Here is a 15987-nt window from a genome sequence, read left to right as displayed (position 1 = left end):
TGCCATCACCTTCCCCGTACACACTTGTCGTACAGGTCGAGCAGGCGACCGCCCGGGTCGTATTCCCGCTTGACCGGCCAGTAACCGTCACCGTTGTACAGCTCCCAGAACTGATCACGGGCGTAGAAGGACGTCGAGTAGAGCGACTTGTGCCCGTCGAGCTCGTGCACCGCGTTCTCGATCAACCGGTTGTAGTAGCCGTCGAACTGTCCCCTGGGCAGCGGGACCATGCCCCAGAAGCCGAAGTTCACGTAGAGCTTGCCCGGCTCCAGCGGATAGAGGGGCCAGCGTGAACCGGCGCGCAGCGGGCACATCCACACCGGCGTCATGCCGACCTTGTCGTGGAAGAACTCCAGGAACGCCGCGCCGCGCTCGACCGGGACCTCCACGTCCTGGATGACCGGCTCGTGCACCGGCTGCCCGCGCCACCGGTCGATCCTGGCCGTCACCCCGTACTGGCGGTCGAGGGCGACGAGCTTGCGGTAGACGTCGGAGCGCATCCACCGGCGCGGCATCAGCGAGCGCACCACGGGCTGCTGCACGCCGAACGCGCGCGAGCACCAGAACCAGTCGGTGTCCCAGCGCCACAGGTAGTCGCGCACGGTCAGCCAGTCGCGGTTGCGCTTGCGGATCGACTGGTAGTAGATCCGCATGCCGGTGTAGTCGGAGACGTACGGGGCGCGGTCGGCGAAGCGGCCGACCGTGATGTACAGCTCCTGCGGGTCGAAGAAGACGCCGTCGACGAAGTCGACCCGCTCGCCGTCGTGGACCATGCTCTCGCTGATCTCCTGCATGGCGAGCATGCACTTGGCGGCGTCGGTGAACCTGATGTGCGTCAGGTGCACGTACGGCTCGACCTTGCGGAGCTTGATCCGGATGCGCAGCGCGTAGCCCAGCGTGCCGTAGGAGTTGGGGAACGCGCGGAACAGGTCGCGGTGCTCGTTGTCGTCACGCGCGACGATCACCCGGCCGTCGCCGGTGAGGATCTCCAGCTCCTCGACCGACTCGTGCGGCAGGCCGTCGCGGAAACTGGTGGACTCGATGCCGAGCCCGGTCACGGCGCCGCCGAGCGTGATGGTCTTCAGCTGCGGCACCACGTACGGCATCAGGCCGTGCGGGAGCGTGGCGTCGACCAGGTGCTCGTAGGTGGTCATGCCCTGGACCTCGGCGGTCATCGTCTCAGGGTCGACGCTGATGACCTCGTCGAGGTCGCGTGCCGACAGCTTGGCCGTCTTGCCCGCGTCGCGGAACCTGAACAGGTTGGACGTGGCCTTGGCCAGGCGCGGCGCGGCGTCGCCCGGAATCTCGGCATAGGACCGCCGGATGTCCTCTACTGCCCGCCGGTGTGTGGACATCGTCGTCATCACGCAAGCACCCCCCTTGAGCCCGGCAGAGATCGTCGACAAGACCGTATCTCTCCGGCACATCCCCGGAACAGACCGGGGTCGTTAAACGCACGAAAACTCTTCATCGTGTCAGCTCGAAACCCTACAAGACAGGCGAATCCGCGAATTTCCTCCGGATGATCGGAGAAACGCCGTTCACCACGTGGGCCACCGGCCGCCCGTCGAGCGCCGCGGCGAGGTTGTCCAGGGTGGCCGTGAGCAGCCTTCCGGTGGCCTCGGAGGTGACCCCGGCGACGTGCGGCGACAGCAGCACGCCCGGCAGCTCGCGCAGCGGGTCGCCCGCGGGCAGCGGCTCGGTGTCGAAGACGTCGAGCGCCGCGCCGCCGAGCCGGCCCTCGCGCAGCGCGGCGACGAGTCCTTCCTGGTCGACCACCCCGCCCCTGGCCGCGTTGACCAGCAGCGCGCCCGGCCGCAGCCGCCGGGGGTCGACCAGGCCGCGCGTCTCCTCCGACAGCGCGATCACCACGACCACCACGTCGCTGGAGCCGAGCAGCGCGTCCAGGTCGCGGTAGCCGGGCTCGTCGCGGGGCGTGCGCGTCCAGTAGGACACCTCGCAGCCGAGCGCCCGGAACAGCCCGGCGCAGGCCACGCCGATCGGGCCGTAGCCGACGACGCCGACCTCGCGCCCGCGCAGCTCGGCCGGGCGCAGCGCCTGCTGCGGCCACTCGCCGGCGCGGACGGCGGCGTCGGCCTCGGCCAGCTTGCGCGACAGCGCGAGGGCGGCGGCCAGGCACCACTCGGCCACGGCGGTCGCGCTGACGCCCGCCGTGTTGGCCACCGGCACGCCGGCCGCCGCCAGCGCGGCGAGGTCGTGGCCGTCCACGCCCACGGACGGCTGCTGCAGGAACGCCAGCCGGGGCGCCGCCGCCACCGCCCGCGCGTCGAGCGTCAGCTCGCCCGTCCAGTCGCCGAGCACGATCTCCGCGCCTTCGAGCGCGGTCAGCAGCGCGTCACGGTCGCGGGCGGCGGGCGCGCGCACCGACACCCGCTCGCCCAGCGGGGCGAGCATCTTGCGCAGGAGTTCCTCGGGCAGGGGCGGGAGTGCCAGCAGGTTCCACGGCGTCATGCGCCTACGGTAAAGCTCCCGATCACCTGGCGCATCAGGCGGGTGTTGCGCCGCCACTGGGTCTCGTCGAACGTCCACGACAGGATGTAGGCGGTGTCGCCCACGGCCAGCGCGCGGCGCACCTCCCTGTAGCGGGTGCCCGGCGCCGCCCACGGCGCGCCCTCCCCCGCGGTCCAGGTGAACTCCCACTCCACGGCCTTGGTCCCGTGGTGCATGACGGTCCGGCGGCCCAGGTTCCGTACCTCGGCGCCGTTCTGCCGGAAGACCTCCTCGGCGTCGCGCAGGAGCTGGTGCGGGTCGAGCTTGGCGTAGACGGCCTCGACGCCTAGGTGGCCGGCCCGGTCGCGGCGGGTCCACTCGGTGAACGACTCGTTGAGCGCGCCCCGCCAGCCGATGGGCCGCCTGATCGTCCAGCCGTCGCGCGAGACGTAGGCGCGCACCGGCGGCCGCGTCCGGGTGGGCGTGGGCGTCGGGGTGGCGGTGACGGTGGGCGTGGGCGCCTGCGTGGTGGCCGGCGGGCTCGGCATCGGGCTCGTCGCGGCCGCGTGCGCCACCTGCTTGCGCGCGACCTCGGGCGGCGCGGAGGCGCGCAGGTAGGTGATCGTGCCCGCCGCCACGACCACGACCGCCGCCGTGACGGCCGCGATGAGCGTACGGCCGGACCGGCCCGGCTTCTTGTCCGGGACGTGCTGGTCGGCGTGGGCGGGCCGGGTCGCGCCGATGGCGGCCAGCAGTTCGTCGGCCTGCTCGGCGGTCAGCCGCTCCTCCGGCTCCTTGCGCAGCAGCCCCTTGAGCACGGGGTGCATGGCGGGCGGGATCCTGCGGTAGTCCGGCTCCTCGTTGAGCAGCGCGTTGAGCGTGGCCATGGGCTCGCCCCGCTCGAACGGCGAGCGGCCGAGCATCGTGGCGTACAGGGTGGCGCCCAGCGACCACAGGTCGGAGGCGGGGCCGGCCTCGGCGGCGCGGACCCGTTCCGGGGCCAGGAAGCTGGGCGAGCCGGTCACCATGCCGGTGCTGGTCAGCGAGGAGTCGCCCTCGGCGGTGGCGATGCCGAAGTCGGTGAGCACCGCCCGGCCCTCGCCGGTCAGCAGGATGTTGGCGGGCTTGACGTCGCGGTGCAGGACGCCCAGCTCGTGCGCGGCGCGCAGCGCGGACAGCACCTGCCGTCCCACGTCGGCGGCCTCGCGCACGGGCAGCGCGCCGGAGGCGGCCACGACCTGCTCGACCGAGGGGGCGGGCACCAGCTCCATGATGATCCAGGGCCGGCCGTCCTCCTCCACCACGTCGTAGATCGCCACGACGGACGGATGGTTGAGCTTGGCCGCCGTGCGCGCCTCCCGCGCGGTGCGCACCAGCATGCGGTCCCGCTCGGCCTTGGGCAGGCCGTCGGGCAGCACGACCTCCTTGATCGCGCAGGGCCGGTTGAGCAGCGTGTCCCGGCCTTCCCAGACCACGCCCATGCCCCCGCGGCCGAGCTCGCGCAGTAACCGGTAGCGCTTGGCGATCAGCTCGCTGCTCTCCGAATCCATGTCCTACCCCTGTAGACCACCCGAATAGTGGGCAAGTTTCCCATACCTCACACGTCTCTGATGGCCTGTCCGGCGAGCGTCTTGCCACGACTCACCGAATGTTGTTCTACTAGGGGGATGCCGATGACCGAGGGACGCCAGGGCCCGCTGGCCGGAGTCCGGGTGCTGGAGCTGGCCGGGCTCGCGCCGGGGCCGTTCGCCGGGATGATGCTCGCCGACCACGGCGCCGAGGTGCTGCGCGTCGACCGGGTCGGCGCGGTCTCCGACCGGCCCAGGACCGACGTGATGGACCGCGGCAAGCGCACGATCGGGCTCGACCTCAAGTCGCCCGACGGCGTGGCCGCGTTCAAGGACCTGGCCCGCGCCGCCGACGTGGTCATCGAGGTGTTCCGGCCCGGCGTGGCCGAACGGCTCGGCATCGGCCCGGACGACCTCCACGCGGTCAACGAGCGCCTGATCTACGGCCGGATGACCGGCTGGGGCCAGGACGGCCCGCTGGCGCCCACCGCCGGGCACGACATCGACTACATCGCGATCTCCGGCGTGCTGTCCATGCTGGGCCGCGAGGGCGACAAGCCCACCCCGCCGATCAACATCCTGGGCGACTTCGCCGGCGGCGGACTCATGCTCGCCTACGGCGTGCTGCTGGCCCTGTTCGAACGCGAGCGCACCGGCCAGGGCAAGGTCATCGACGCCGCCATGGTCGACGGCGCCGCGATCCTGTTCGCGATGTTCTACCAGGGCGTGCGCGGCGGCTTCTGGGGGCCGCGCGGCACCAACTTGCTCGACACCGGCGCCCCCATGTACGACACGTACGAGACCGCCGACGGCCAGTACATGGCGGTGGGGGCGCTGGAGCCGCAGTTCTGGGACACGATGGTGCGGCTGATGGGCCTGACCGGCCTGCCCGACCGCGACGACCGGGCCCAGTGGCCTGCCCTGCGCGAGCGGCTGGCCGCCGAGTTCCGGACCCGGACCAGGGCCGAGTGGGAGGCCGTGTTCGACGGCTCCGACGCGTGCGTCTCGCCGGTGCTGTCGATGGCCGAGGCGCCCGATCACCCGCACAACGTGGCCAGGGGCGCCTTCGTCGAGTCCGGCGGTCTCAGCCAGCCCGCGCCCGCGCCGCGCCTGGTGGGCGCGCCCGCCCCCGACCTGTCGCCCGCGATGCGGCTCGCCGACCTGTCCGCGTGGGGGATCAACGCCGAGGCCGCGGCCAAGCTGCGCGCCCAGGGCGTGCTGGCCTGACCGCGCTCAGGGACGCGCCGCCGTACGGACCTCGTGGGCGGTGTAGTCCTTGAGCGCGATCTCGTCGTGCAGCCTGACCCCCCGGGCGCCCAGCTTCGACACCGCCCGGGTCACCCCGGCGGGCATCAGGCCGATCAGCCCGGCGGCGGCGCGCAGCGCCCACAGGCCCCCCGGGCTGCCCGGCACCAGCTTCCTGGCCGCCGACACGGCGAACGAGCGGCTGCGGCGCACGTACTCGCCGATCTCGGCCTCGTAGGCCGGGAGGGCCCGCGCGGGGTCCCCGCCGGCCGCGGCGAGCTCGCCCGCCAGCACGTACGCGCCCACCACGGCCAGGCTGGTGCTGCCGCCGACGGCCGGGCCCGGACAGTAGCCGGCGTCGCCGACCAGCGTGACGCGCCCGCGCGACCACGAGTCCAGACGGAGCTGGGTGATCGAGTCGAAGTAGAACGCCGGGGTGGTGTCGAGCTCCGCCAGCAGCCGGGGCACGTGCCAGCCGAAACCGGCGAAGTGCTCGCGCAGCAGGTCCTTCTGCCGCTCCACGTCGCGGTAGTGGTAGTCGATCGGCTCGGCGGGGCGGAACATGAACAGCGCCCGCGCGTCGGGCAGGCGGGCCGCGCCGTACAGCGCCGCCATCCTGCCGACGCCGCTCAGCCCCTCCACCGTGGCGTCCAGGCCGAGGAAGTTGGGGACGGAGACGACGGCCAGGTAGGCGCCGATCCAGGTGGAGAAGTCCGATTCGGGGCCGAAGACCAGGCGGCGCACGTTGGAGTGCAGCCCGTCGGCGCCCACCACCAGGTCGAACCGCCGCGCCGGGCCGCGCTCGAACGTCACCTCGCCGTCGCCCGAGATCGCGGTGATGGAGTCGCCGAAGACGTACTCGGCGTCGTCCCGGGTGGCGTCGAAGAAGATCTCGCTCAGGTCGTCGCGCATGATCTCGGCGTGCCGGTCGGAGACCCCGGCCATCATCCTGCGCAGCTCGACCACCACCGGGCGCTCGTGGCCCTCGGTGTACATGGTCAGCCGCTCCGTGCCGGTCTTCATCTCCTGGATCCGGTCCAGGACGCCCATCCGCCCGGCGATGTCCAGGGCGGGCCTGAACAGGTCGACCGCGTGGCCGCCCGTCTTGCGCAGCGCGGGGGCGCGCTCGACGACCGTGACCTCGAATCCGTATCGGGTGAGCCAGTAGGCCAGTGCGGGTCCGGCGACGCTGGCGCCGGAGATGAGTACGCGCATGGCAGCACCTCCTTACTTAACGGATGGTAAGTGCGTGCGCGACGAAGGCGCAAGGGCTTACTTAACGGGAGGTAAGGATTACGCTTGGAGCATGGCCAGGCCCAGCGACACCAAGACCCGCATCCAGGCAGTGGCGCGCGAACTGTTCGCGCTCCAGGGCATCCAGCAGACGAGCCTGCGCCAGATCTCCGACCGGCTCGGCATCACCAAGCCGGCCCTCTACTACCACTTCGCCTCACGCGACGACCTGGTCCGCAGCATCATCGAGCCGATGATCGACGACATCGACCGGTTCGTCACGGGCCGGGAGCGGGGCGACCCCAGGCGGCTGCTGGAGGACTACTTCGACCTCGTCTGGCGGCACCGCGAGGTCATCTCCATGATGCTGCGCGACCTCAACACGCTCTCCTACCTCGACGTGGGCGAGCGCTTCATGGCCTGGCGGCGGCGGCTGGTCTTCCTGCTGCTGGGCGACGAGCTCACCGTGGCCCAGCAGGTCCGCGCCACCGTCGGGCTCGGCGGGATGTCCGACTGCGCCGTGGAGTACGCCCACCTGGCCCTCGACGAGGTCAAGCCCGTCGCCGTCGAGGCCGCCGCCGCCGCGCTCGGGCTGCCCTAGACGGCCACGTAGAGGTCGGCGCCGCCGGGGTGGTGCACCTCCAGGTCCGTGCCGAACGAACGGGCCGGCGTGCCGCCCGACTCGGTGTGCTTCCACACCCGCTGCCACGCCTCCACGATCGCCTGCGGCATCGGGCCGCGCGCCTCCACCAGCAGCGACTGCGCCGCCGGCACCCGCACCGCCACCATGCCCTCCGGCAGCCTCGGCACCGTGCGGACGGCGATGCCGACGATCTGCGTGTAGGCGCCGTGGTGGTCGCTCTCGTAGTCGGTCAGCACCGCGTACAGGTTCTCGTCCACCCGGCCCGGCACGTGCGCGAACGCGCCCGGCGCCCCCGCCCGCTGCCACAGCGCGGGCAGCTTGGCCCGCGCGGGATCCATCTCGTCGGCGTTCGTGGTGCGCACCGCGAACCCCACGACGAGCATCTCGTCCCGATTGGTGACGTCCACACGCCCCTCCATCCCCCAGAAGTGTCCGGGCCGATCATAAGCCCACCACAAAGGGGGAATTCCCTAGGTAGGACCTGTTACCTCATAAGATGGATGAACGTGAAATTTCTCAACGGCATGGAGCCGCAGTACGACCTGACCTACAGCGACGTCTTCATGGTGCCGTCGCGTTCCTCGGTCAACTCCCGTCTCGCGGTCGACCTGTCGACGCACGACGGAACCGGCACCACGATCCCGGTCGTCGTGGCCAACATGACCGCGGTCGCCGGCCGCCGCATGGCCGAGACCATCGCCCGCCGCGGCGGCATCGCCGTGATCCCGCAGGACATCCCCTTCGACGTGGTCGCCGACGTCGTCGACTGGGTCAAGAAGCGCGACCTCGTGCACGACACCCCCCTCACCCTCACCGCCCACGACACCGTCGGCGAGGCGCTGCAACTGCTGCCCAAGCGGGCGCACAACGCGGTCATCGTCGTCGACTGGGAGAACCGGCCCGTCGGCGTCGTCACCGACGCCGACTGCCAGGGCGTGGACATGTTCACGCAGCTCTCCCAGGTGATGTCCAGCGAGCTGCTCACGCTGCCCGCCGGGCTCGACCCGCGCACCGCCTTCGACCGGCTGCACGAGGGACGCCACCGGCTGGCCCCCATCGTCGACGCCGAGGGCCGCCTCGTCGGCATCCTCACCCGCACCGGCGCGCTGCGCGCCACCCTCTACCAGCCCGCCGTGGACAGCCAGGGCAGGCTGCGGATCGCCGCCGCCGTCGGCGTCAACGGCGACGTCGCCGCCAAGGCCAAGGAGCTCCTCGACGCCGGGGTCGACTGCCTGGTCGTCGACACCGCCCACGGGCACCAGGAGAAGATGATCGCCGCGCTGCGCGCCGTGCGCGCGCTCGAACCCGGCGTGCCCGTCGCGGCCGGCAACGTGGTGACCGCCTCCGGGGTCCGCGACCTGGTCGACGCGGGCGCCGACATCGTCAAGGTCGGCGTCGGGCCGGGCGCCATGTGCACCACGCGCATGATGACCGGCGTCGGCCGGCCGCAGTTCTCCGCCGTCCTGGAGTGCTCGGCCGAGGCGCGCCGGCTCGGCCGGCACGTGTGGGCCGACGGCGGCGTCCGCCACCCCCGCGACGTGGCGCTCGCCCTGGCCGCCGGGGCCGCGAACGTCATGATCGGCTCCTGGTTCGCCGGGACGTACGAGTCGCCGGGCGACGCCCGCACCGACGCCGACGGCCGCCGCTACAAGGAGAACTTCGGCATGGCCTCCGCCCGCGCCGTCCGGCTGCGCACCGCCGAGGACAGCGCGTTCGACCGGGCCAGGAAGGCGCTGTTCGAGGAGGGCATCTCCACCTCCCGCATGTACCTCGACCCGCGCCGGCCCAGCGTGGAGGACCAGATCGACGCCATCGTGGCCGGGCTGCGCTCCTCGTGCACGTACGCCGGGGCGGGCACCCTGGAGGAGTTCCACGAGCAGGCCGTCGTCGGCATCCAGAGCTCCTCCGGCTACGCGGAGGGGATGCCGCTGCACCAGAGCTGGTGACGTCAGCCTCTGACGCGCAGGGTGACGCCGGAGACCCCGGCCGACAGCGGGCCCGCCAGGAAGATCGCCGGGCCCGCCGGGTCGGCCTCCGGCGTCTCCAGGACGAGCGCGTTCACGCGGACGCCGCGCGGGCGCAGCTCCGCCGCCAGCGACCCGGTCAGGCTCTCCACCAGGGCGCGCACCGGGCCGTCGCCTGACACGACGTTCACGATCGACGCGCCCGCGCCCATCAGCGGCAGCAGGCGCCGCACCATGCCGGTGACGCGGGTGAACCCCTCGTCGACCAGCCGGCGCCCGTCCCGTTCCGGCAGCTCCGCGAGCGGGACGGGCCTCGCCTCCGGCCCGGCGTTGACCAGCACGTCCACCCGGCCCCACCGCTCCTCCACGGCCCGCGCGAACACCCCGGCCGCCACCGGATCCCGTACGTCCACCGTCATCGCCGGCCCGCCCGCCGGCTCGGGCCTCACCCCGTCGTACGAGCCGCCGCGCCGGGAGCCGTCCGGCGGCGCGGGACGGCCGGCGTCCGGCGGGGTGGGGCGGGGGTCGTGCCGGGGGGTGGCGCGGTCGCAGGTCGCCACGTGGGCGCCGAGGGCGCGCAGGGTCTCGGCGATCGCCCGCCCGCTCCCGGAGGCGGCCCCGGTGACCACGGCGACGCGCCCGGACAGCATGATCGCATCGGGTGAAAGGGCGGGCATGGACGATGACGATATCCCGACGGCATAGAGTCGTCAGGTTCATTCACATCGTCAACAGGAGCACTTCGTGGCACTCGAGAAGCCGGAGATCGACTTCCCGGCGGGCAACCCGCCTGCCGACCTGGAGATCGAGGACATCACCGTGGGGGACGGCCCCGAGGCCAAGCCTGGTCAGAACGTCAGCGTCCACTACGTGGGCGTCGCCTTCTCCACCGGCGAGGAGTTCGACGCGTCGTGGAACCGCGGCCAGGCGTTCGAGTTCCCGCTCGGCGCGGGCCGCGTCATCGCGGGCTGGGACCAGGGCGTGGCGGGCATGAAGGTCGGCGGCCGGCGCAAGCTCGTCATCCCGCCGCACCTCGGCTACGGCGCCGCCGGCGCGGGCGCGCGGATCAAGGGCGGGGAGACCCTCATCTTCGTGGTCGACCTGCTCGGCGTTCGCTGACAGCACGCGGCACCGGCGCAGGGGCGGCCCCCGTCCGCTCCTGCGCCGCGGCACCTCCGGCAGCTCGCCGACCGTTCGCCGCGGCACGTCCGGCGGTCGCCGCAGGACATTCGGCGGTTTCGTGGGTGCCCGGCAGCGGAATTTGTCGGCTGGGTGAGGCACGATAGCGGTGTGCTTCTGATCGACGTGGTGCGAGTGTCGGAGGCCGTGACGCGCACGTCCGCGCGGCTCGGCAAGATCGGCCATCTGGCCGAGCTGCTCGGCCGGGTCGGCCCCGGCGAGGCGGAGATCGCCATCGCCTATCTGTCGGGCGAGCTGCCGCAGCGCCAGATCGGCGTGGGCTGGCGCACGCTCCAGGAGCTGCCCGGCCCCAAGCTGGCCGCCACCGCGACCCTCACCACCGTCGACGCCCTGCTCACGAGGATCAAGGCCGTCTCCGGCCAGGGCTCCCAGGCGGCCCGCAAGGCGCTGGTCGCCGAGCTGTTCGCCGGGCTGACGAGCCAGGAGCAGGCGTTCATGCTCAAGCTGCTCGGCGGCGAGCTGCGGCAGGGCGCGCTCGACGGCGTCATGATCGAGGCGGTCGCCAAGGCGTCCGGCGCGCCGTCGGCCGACGTCCGCCGGGCCCTGACGCTGCGCGGCTGGCTGCCCGCGGTCGGCGCGGCGGCGCTGGCGGGCGGCGTGGACAAGCTGCGCGCGTTCCGCCTGGAGGTGGGCCGGCCCGTCTCCCCGATGCTCGCGGGCAGCGCGCCCAACGTGGCCGCCGCCCTGGAGAAGGCCCGCACCCCGGCCGCGCTGGAGTGGAAGCTCGACGGCATCCGCGTGCAGGCGCACCGTTCGGGGGCCGAGGTCCGCGTGTTCACCCGCACCCTCGACGACATCACCGCGCAGGTGCCGGAGCTGGCCGAGGCGGTGCTGGCGCTGCCCGCCGACGACCTGGTGCTCGACGGCGAGGTGATCGCGTTGCGCCCCGACGGCCGGCCGCATCCGTTCCAGGTGACGGCCGCGCGCACCAGCAGCCGGACCAACGTGGCCGAGCTGCGCGAGAAGACGCCGCTGCACGTGTTCTTCTTCGACGCGCTGCGGGTGGACGGCGCCGACCTGCTCGACCTGCCCTATTCCGAGCGGCAGGAGATCCTGGCCCGCACCGTGCCGCCCGGCCTGCTCACGCCCCGCCTGGTCACCTCCGACGTGGGCGAGGCGGAGAAGTTCTTCACCGACGTGGTCAAGGCCGGGCACGAGGGCCTGGTGGTCAAGTCCCTGGCCTCCCCCTACGCCGCCGGCCGCCGGGGCGCGGGCTGGATCAAGGTCAAGCCCCGCCACACGCTCGACCTGGTGGTCCTGGCCGCCGAATGGGGTCACGGCCGCCGCGAGGGCAAGCTGTCCAACCTGCACCTGGGCGCCCGCGACCCGGAGACGGGCGGCTTCGTCATGCTCGGCAAGACGTTCAAGGGCCTGACCGACGAGCTGCTCGCCTGGCAGACCGAGCGCTTCCTGGAGCTGGCCGACGGTCCCGTCGACGGGTGGACGGTCACGCTGCGGCCGGAGCTGGTGGTGGAGATCGCCTTCGACGGCGTGCAGCGGTCGCCGCGCTATCCGGGCGGCATGGCGCTGCGGTTCGCCCGCGTGCTGCGTTACCGGCTCGACAAGCGGGCCGCCGACGCCGACACGGTGGAGACCGTCCGCTCTTTGATGATTTGATCCACTTTGGGCGATTTATCCCCATTTGAGTGACTTACGTCACTTAACCAGGCATTAGGTTGCCTTTGCCTGTTGTTTGTCGCGTATGTTCGTGCACGTCGCGGGGCATCCCCCTCCCCGCCCGTGGATCGGCCGACGTGCGCCCCCATCTGCCCCGGTTCTGGCCTTTCCGTGCCCCTTCCCCTACCGAGGACCGTGGTTTACCTTGGGCCAGCACAACCTCCCCCAACCCCCTTCCAGCCGTACGTCCCCCGCCAGGCGCCGCTGGGTGGCCGTCGCGGCAGGGGCTGCCGTCATCGCCGTCGCCTCCACCACCGCCTGGGCCGCCGTCTCCCACGACGACTCGCACAAGCAGCCCACCGCCCTCTCCCCCGCCGACGCCCCCACCGGCCCCGCTACCGGCACCCCTTCCGGCACCCCGGCTCCGGCCGACGACGCCCCGGCTCTCGGCGCGGCCCCCGCCCCCACCACCACCTCCCCCTCCCCTTCGGCCTCCGCCTCCGCCTCCGCCAAACCCACCAGATCGGCGACGGCGGCGCGGAAGGCCGCTGCCAGGAAGCCCCGCGTGATCTCCTCGGGCTCCTGCGGCGCGTCGTTCTACCACGAGCCGCAGATGACGGCCAGCGGCGAGCGCTTCGACCCGTCGGCCATGACGGCCGCCCACAAGACCCTGAAGCTCGGTAGCAAGGTCCGCGTCACGAACCCGTCCACCGGCAAGTCGGTCACGGTGCGCATCAACGACCGCGGCCCGTACATCGGCGGGCGCTGCCTGGACCTGTCCCGGGCCGCCTTCGCCCGGATCGGCAACACGAACGCCGGCCACATGCGCGTCACGTACGAGGTCCTGGCCCGCTGACGCGAGATATTCCCAAGACTCGTTGGGAAATGCCATAATCCCAACATGTCTTGGGAAACGGACCAGGGTCTCGTCCCGTTGCGGGCCCTGGCCAACCCGCTCCGGATCCGCATCGTGTCCCTGCTGACCGGCGCCTCGCTGTCGGCCGCCGAGGTCGCGGACGAGCTCGGCATCGCGCACGCCTCGGCCAGCTACCACCTGCGCCAGCTCGCCGACGCCGGGTTCCTGGAACGGGTGGACGAGCAGCAGCCCCGCGAGGGCAAGGGGCGCCCGCCCCGCCGCTACCGCTACGACCCCTCCAGCGCCGCCCGGCTCGACCGCGCCGACGGCCGCCGCCTGCTGCACGAGGCGCTGAGCGCCGACCTGTCGCGGCGGCTGGCCGAGGCCACCGAGCAGCGCCTGTCGATGGACGCCGAGGTGTGGCTCGACCGGGAGGTCTGGGAAGAGGTCGTGGGCCTGATCGACCAGGCCGTCGCCCTGGTCCACGGCAAGGCGGGCCCGCCCCGGTCCGGCGACCGGGTCAAGGTCAGCATGACCGCGCTGCTCCTCGAACTCCCGGGCACCCTTCCCGCCGGCCGTCCCCCCAGGAGCACGCCATGACCGTTCCCGCCGCCGAGCTGTCCCGTTACGCCGACGTGGTGCTCGACGTCGCCGCCCCGATCACGGCCGGCGACCTGGTGCTGATCAACGCCGAGATCGAGCACGCCCCGCTGGCCCGCGCCCTCACCGAGGCCGCCTACGCCCGGGGCGCCCGCTATGTCGACATCTGGTACTTCGACCCGTACGCCAAGCTCTCCCGCGTCCGTCACGCCGGCGACGGGACGCTGGGCGAGGTCCCGGCCTGGCTCGACGCCCGCAACGAGGAGCTGGCCCGGCAGTGCGGCGTCCTGCTCAACCTGCGCGGCGCCGCCGCCCCCGACCTGCTCGCCGGGCAGGACCAGGTCCGCGCCGGCCTGGACCGCATGCCGCACCTGATCTCCAGGCAGCGGCTGCAACTGGAGAACCTGGTCCGCTGGGTCATCGTGCCCTGCCCGACCGCCGAGTGGGCCCGCGCGATCTTCGGCGAGCCGGACGTGACCCGGCTGTGGGAGTGCCTGCGCCCCATCCTGCGCCTCGACCACCCGGACCCCGTCGCCGCCTGGAAGCAGCGGATCGCCGAACTGCTCGACCGGGCCGCCACGCTCACCTCCCTGCGCCTGGACGCCGTACGCTTCCAGGGCCCCGGCACCGACCTGACCGTCGGCCTGCTGCCCGGCGCGCACTGGACCGCCGCCCGGCTGGAATCGGTCCAGGGCCACGCGTTCCAGGCGAACCTGCCCACCGAGGAGGTGTTCACCACGCCCGACCACCGGCGCGTGGAAGGCACCGTCCGCTCGACCCGCCCGCTCTCGCTCGACGGCAGCCTCATCCGCGACCTGGAGCTGACCTTCGCCGGCGGCGTCGTGACCGAGGTGCGCGCCACCTCCGGCGCCGACGTCGTACGCACCCACCAGGCCACCGACCCGGGCGCCGCCAGGCTCGGCGAACTGGCGCTCGTCGACGGCTCCTCGCCGGTGGGGCAGTCCGGCGTCACGTACCTGGAGACGCTGCTGGACGAGAACGCCACCTGCCACCTGGCCTGGGGCGCTGGGCTGCCGCCCGGCGTGCCCGTCCACCTGCGCGACCTCGCCCCCGCCGAACGCGCGGCAGCCGGGATCAACGTCTCCGCCGTGCACGTCGACTTCATGGTCGGCGGCCCCGACGTCACCGTCACCGGCATCACCCACGACGGCACCACCGTCGAGCTGCTGCGCGACGACGCCTGGCAGATCTGACCGCTCCGCCATAGCCACCGGCTATGGGAGCAGGTATTGGATCTCCGAGCCGGTCCCGTACCAGGATGTCCCCCGTGTCATGCAGTTCCCGGCAAGAGGAGACGTCATGATCCTGGTAACCGGCGCCACAGGCAACGTCGGCGGCGAGGTGGTGCGCGCGCTCGCCGCCGAAGGCGCCCCCGTACGCGCGGTCACCCGCTCCCACCGGGCCCCCGAGCCCGGCGTCGAATGGGTCACCGGCGACCTCACCGAGCCGGAGTCCCTGCGCCCCGCGCTCGACGGCGCCCGCGCGCTCTTCCTGCTGCCCGGCTACCCCGGCGCGCCCGCCCTCCTGGCCGCCGCACGCCAGGCCGGCGTCCAGCGCGTGGTGCTGCTGTCAGGCGGCTCCGCCGCCCTCGGCGACCCTGCCAACGCCATCACCCGCTACATGGCCGAGTCCGAACGCGTCGTACGGGAGTCCGGGCTGGCCTGGACCTTCCTGCGGCCCAGCGCGTTCATGTCCAACGCCTTCCAGTGGCTGCCGCAGCTCGCCGCGGGCGACGTCGTACGGGTCCCGTTCGCGGGCGTCCGCCAAGCGGTCGTCGACCCGGCCGACATCGCCGCCGTGGCGGTGCGCGCCTTGCTGGACGACGGCCACGCCGAGCGCGTCTACCAGCCGACCGGGCCCGAACCGCTGCTGCCCGCCGACCGGGTCCGCATCCTCGGCACCGTACTCGGCCGCGACCTCACCGCCCACGCCCTGCCCGACGACGAGGCCCGCGCCGAGATGCTGCGCACCACGCCGGAGGAGTACGTGGACGCCTTCTTCGACTTCTACGTCACCGGCACCTTGGACGAATCGATCGTCCACCCCGACGTCGAAACGGTAACCGGCCGCCCACCCCGCACCTTCCACCAGTGGGCCCAATCCCACGCCACGGCCTTCCTCCCCACCTCCCCCTGACCTCCCACCGTCCTTCCCGCCCTGCTGGCCCTTGCCCCCGCTGTCCCTTGCCCCGCCGTCCCTCGCCTCCCCGTCCCTTACCCTCCCGGCCGTCCCCTGCCTCCCCGCCCCCTTGCCTTCTCGCCCCCTTGCCTTCCCGCTGTCCCTTGGCCTCCTCACCACCCCGCCCACCCCGGCACCCCCTGACCTCCCCGCCCCTAGACCACGGAGCCCGCTGCACCAGGGCAGCCCGTGCCCGCATTCAGGGGCACACTGCTGGCCCCGGCCGCGCCGGGCTACCCTCGGCCACCCCGCTGGCCCCACCGGCCCCGGTGACCCCGACACCCGCCCGCCCCGCTGGCCCGACCATCCTGGTGCCCTGGCCGTCGTGGCCGTTGTGGCCGTCCCGACCGTCGTGGCCGTCCTGGGGCACGGAAGGCCCCAGCGCGGGCGCACCGCCCTCGCAAACGGGCG

At 72.9% G+C, this 15987-nt stretch carries 15 protein-coding genes; 9 read left to right on the top strand and 6 right to left on the bottom strand.

Annotated elements, in window-relative coordinates; genetic code table 11:
* Window positions 1-5: 5 nt before the first annotated feature.
* From ACBI99_RS08245 to ACBI99_RS08235, 3 genes are all read right to left on the bottom strand, one after another.
* Entirely contained in the window at window positions 6-1364 is a 1359-nt protein-coding gene (locus ACBI99_RS08245; protein ID WP_219508314.1) for an FAD-binding oxidoreductase, read from the bottom strand.
* 124 nt (window positions 1365-1488) lie between these two features.
* Window positions 1489-2472 (bottom strand): NAD(P)-dependent oxidoreductase, encoded by a 984-nt coding sequence (locus tag ACBI99_RS08240; protein WP_357588585.1) that lies wholly within the window; start codon window positions 2470-2472, stop codon window positions 1489-1491.
* On the bottom strand, window positions 2469-4001 hold the full coding sequence (locus tag ACBI99_RS08235; RefSeq protein WP_219508312.1) for a serine/threonine-protein kinase: 1533 nt from the start codon (window positions 3999-4001) through the stop codon (window positions 2469-2471). The genes ACBI99_RS08240 and ACBI99_RS08235 overlap by 4 nt, the downstream gene beginning before the upstream one ends.
* A gap of 123 nt (window positions 4002-4124) precedes the next feature.
* Between ACBI99_RS08235 and ACBI99_RS08230 the strand changes: the two genes are divergently transcribed.
* On the top strand, window positions 4125-5246 hold the full coding sequence (locus ACBI99_RS08230) for a CaiB/BaiF CoA-transferase family protein (RefSeq protein ID WP_357588589.1): 1122 nt from the start codon (window positions 4125-4127) through the stop codon (window positions 5244-5246).
* 6 nt (window positions 5247-5252) lie between these two features.
* Here ACBI99_RS08230 and ACBI99_RS08225 read toward each other — a convergent pair whose 3' ends face one another.
* Entirely contained in the window at window positions 5253-6479 is a 1227-nt protein-coding gene (locus ACBI99_RS08225) for an FAD-dependent monooxygenase (protein ID WP_357588591.1), read from the bottom strand.
* Window positions 6480-6570: 91 nt separating this feature from the next.
* Here ACBI99_RS08225 and ACBI99_RS08220 point away from each other — a divergent pair, with 91 nt between their 5' ends.
* Entirely contained in the window at window positions 6571-7098 is a 528-nt protein-coding gene (locus ACBI99_RS08220; protein WP_375072010.1) for a TetR/AcrR family transcriptional regulator, read from the top strand.
* Here ACBI99_RS08220 and ACBI99_RS08215 read toward each other — a convergent pair.
* Entirely contained in the window at window positions 7095-7547 is a 453-nt protein-coding gene (locus tag ACBI99_RS08215) for an effector binding domain-containing protein (protein ID WP_364181031.1), read from the bottom strand. The genes ACBI99_RS08220 and ACBI99_RS08215 overlap by 4 nt on opposite strands.
* 99 nt (window positions 7548-7646) lie before the next feature.
* Between ACBI99_RS08215 and ACBI99_RS08210 the strand changes: the two genes are divergently transcribed.
* Entirely contained in the window at window positions 7647-9086 is a 1440-nt protein-coding gene (locus ACBI99_RS08210; RefSeq protein ID WP_375072009.1) for a GuaB1 family IMP dehydrogenase-related protein, read from the top strand.
* 2 nt (window positions 9087-9088) lie between these two features.
* On the opposite strand, the gene ACBI99_RS08205 is transcribed toward ACBI99_RS08210, so the two are convergent.
* Complete coding sequence (locus ACBI99_RS08205; protein ID WP_375072008.1) at window positions 9089-9781, bottom strand: SDR family NAD(P)-dependent oxidoreductase; 693 nt, start codon at window positions 9779-9781, stop codon at window positions 9089-9091.
* 67 nt (window positions 9782-9848) lie between these two features.
* Between ACBI99_RS08205 and ACBI99_RS08200 the strand changes: the two genes are divergently transcribed.
* The 6 genes from ACBI99_RS08200 to ACBI99_RS08175 all read left to right on the top strand — a co-directional run bounded on the left by ACBI99_RS08200 (window position 9849) and on the right by ACBI99_RS08175 (window position 15534).
* Window positions 9849-10223, top strand: a complete 375-nt coding sequence (locus ACBI99_RS08200) for an FKBP-type peptidyl-prolyl cis-trans isomerase (RefSeq protein ID WP_219508305.1) — start codon at window positions 9849-9851, stop codon at window positions 10221-10223.
* A gap of 171 nt (window positions 10224-10394) precedes the next feature.
* The gene (locus ACBI99_RS08195; protein ID WP_375072007.1) at window positions 10395-11921 is read left to right on the top strand and encodes an ATP-dependent DNA ligase; all 1527 of its coding nucleotides are present in this window, start codon (window positions 10395-10397) and stop codon (window positions 11919-11921) included.
* Window positions 11922-12189: 268 nt separating this feature from the next.
* Entirely contained in the window at window positions 12190-12777 is a 588-nt protein-coding gene (locus ACBI99_RS08190) for a septal ring lytic transglycosylase RlpA family protein (RefSeq protein WP_357588598.1), read from the top strand.
* A 45-nt stretch (window positions 12778-12822) separates the two neighbouring features.
* The gene (locus tag ACBI99_RS08185) at window positions 12823-13377 is read left to right on the top strand and encodes an ArsR/SmtB family transcription factor (protein ID WP_375072006.1); all 555 of its coding nucleotides are present in this window, start codon (window positions 12823-12825) and stop codon (window positions 13375-13377) included.
* Window positions 13374-14591: an aminopeptidase gene (locus ACBI99_RS08180; RefSeq protein ID WP_375072005.1), complete on the top strand. Its 1218-nt coding sequence runs from the start codon at window positions 13374-13376 to the stop codon at window positions 14589-14591. Before ACBI99_RS08185 ends, ACBI99_RS08180 begins: the two co-directional genes overlap by 4 nt.
* A 106-nt stretch (window positions 14592-14697) precedes the next feature.
* A complete protein-coding gene (locus ACBI99_RS08175; RefSeq protein WP_375072004.1) occupies window positions 14698-15534 on the top strand; it encodes an NAD(P)H-binding protein in 837 nt (278 codons plus the stop codon).
* The last annotated feature ends 453 nt before the right edge of the window (window positions 15535-15987 follow it).

Source organism: Nonomuraea sp. ATR24, from assembly GCF_041950485.1.
In the GTDB taxonomy this organism is placed as follows: Bacteria; Actinomycetota; Actinomycetes; order Streptosporangiales; family Streptosporangiaceae; genus Nonomuraea; species Nonomuraea ceibae.
Note: the sequence above shows the minus strand (reverse complement) of the source record. Positions and strands in the feature narration are given on the sequence as shown.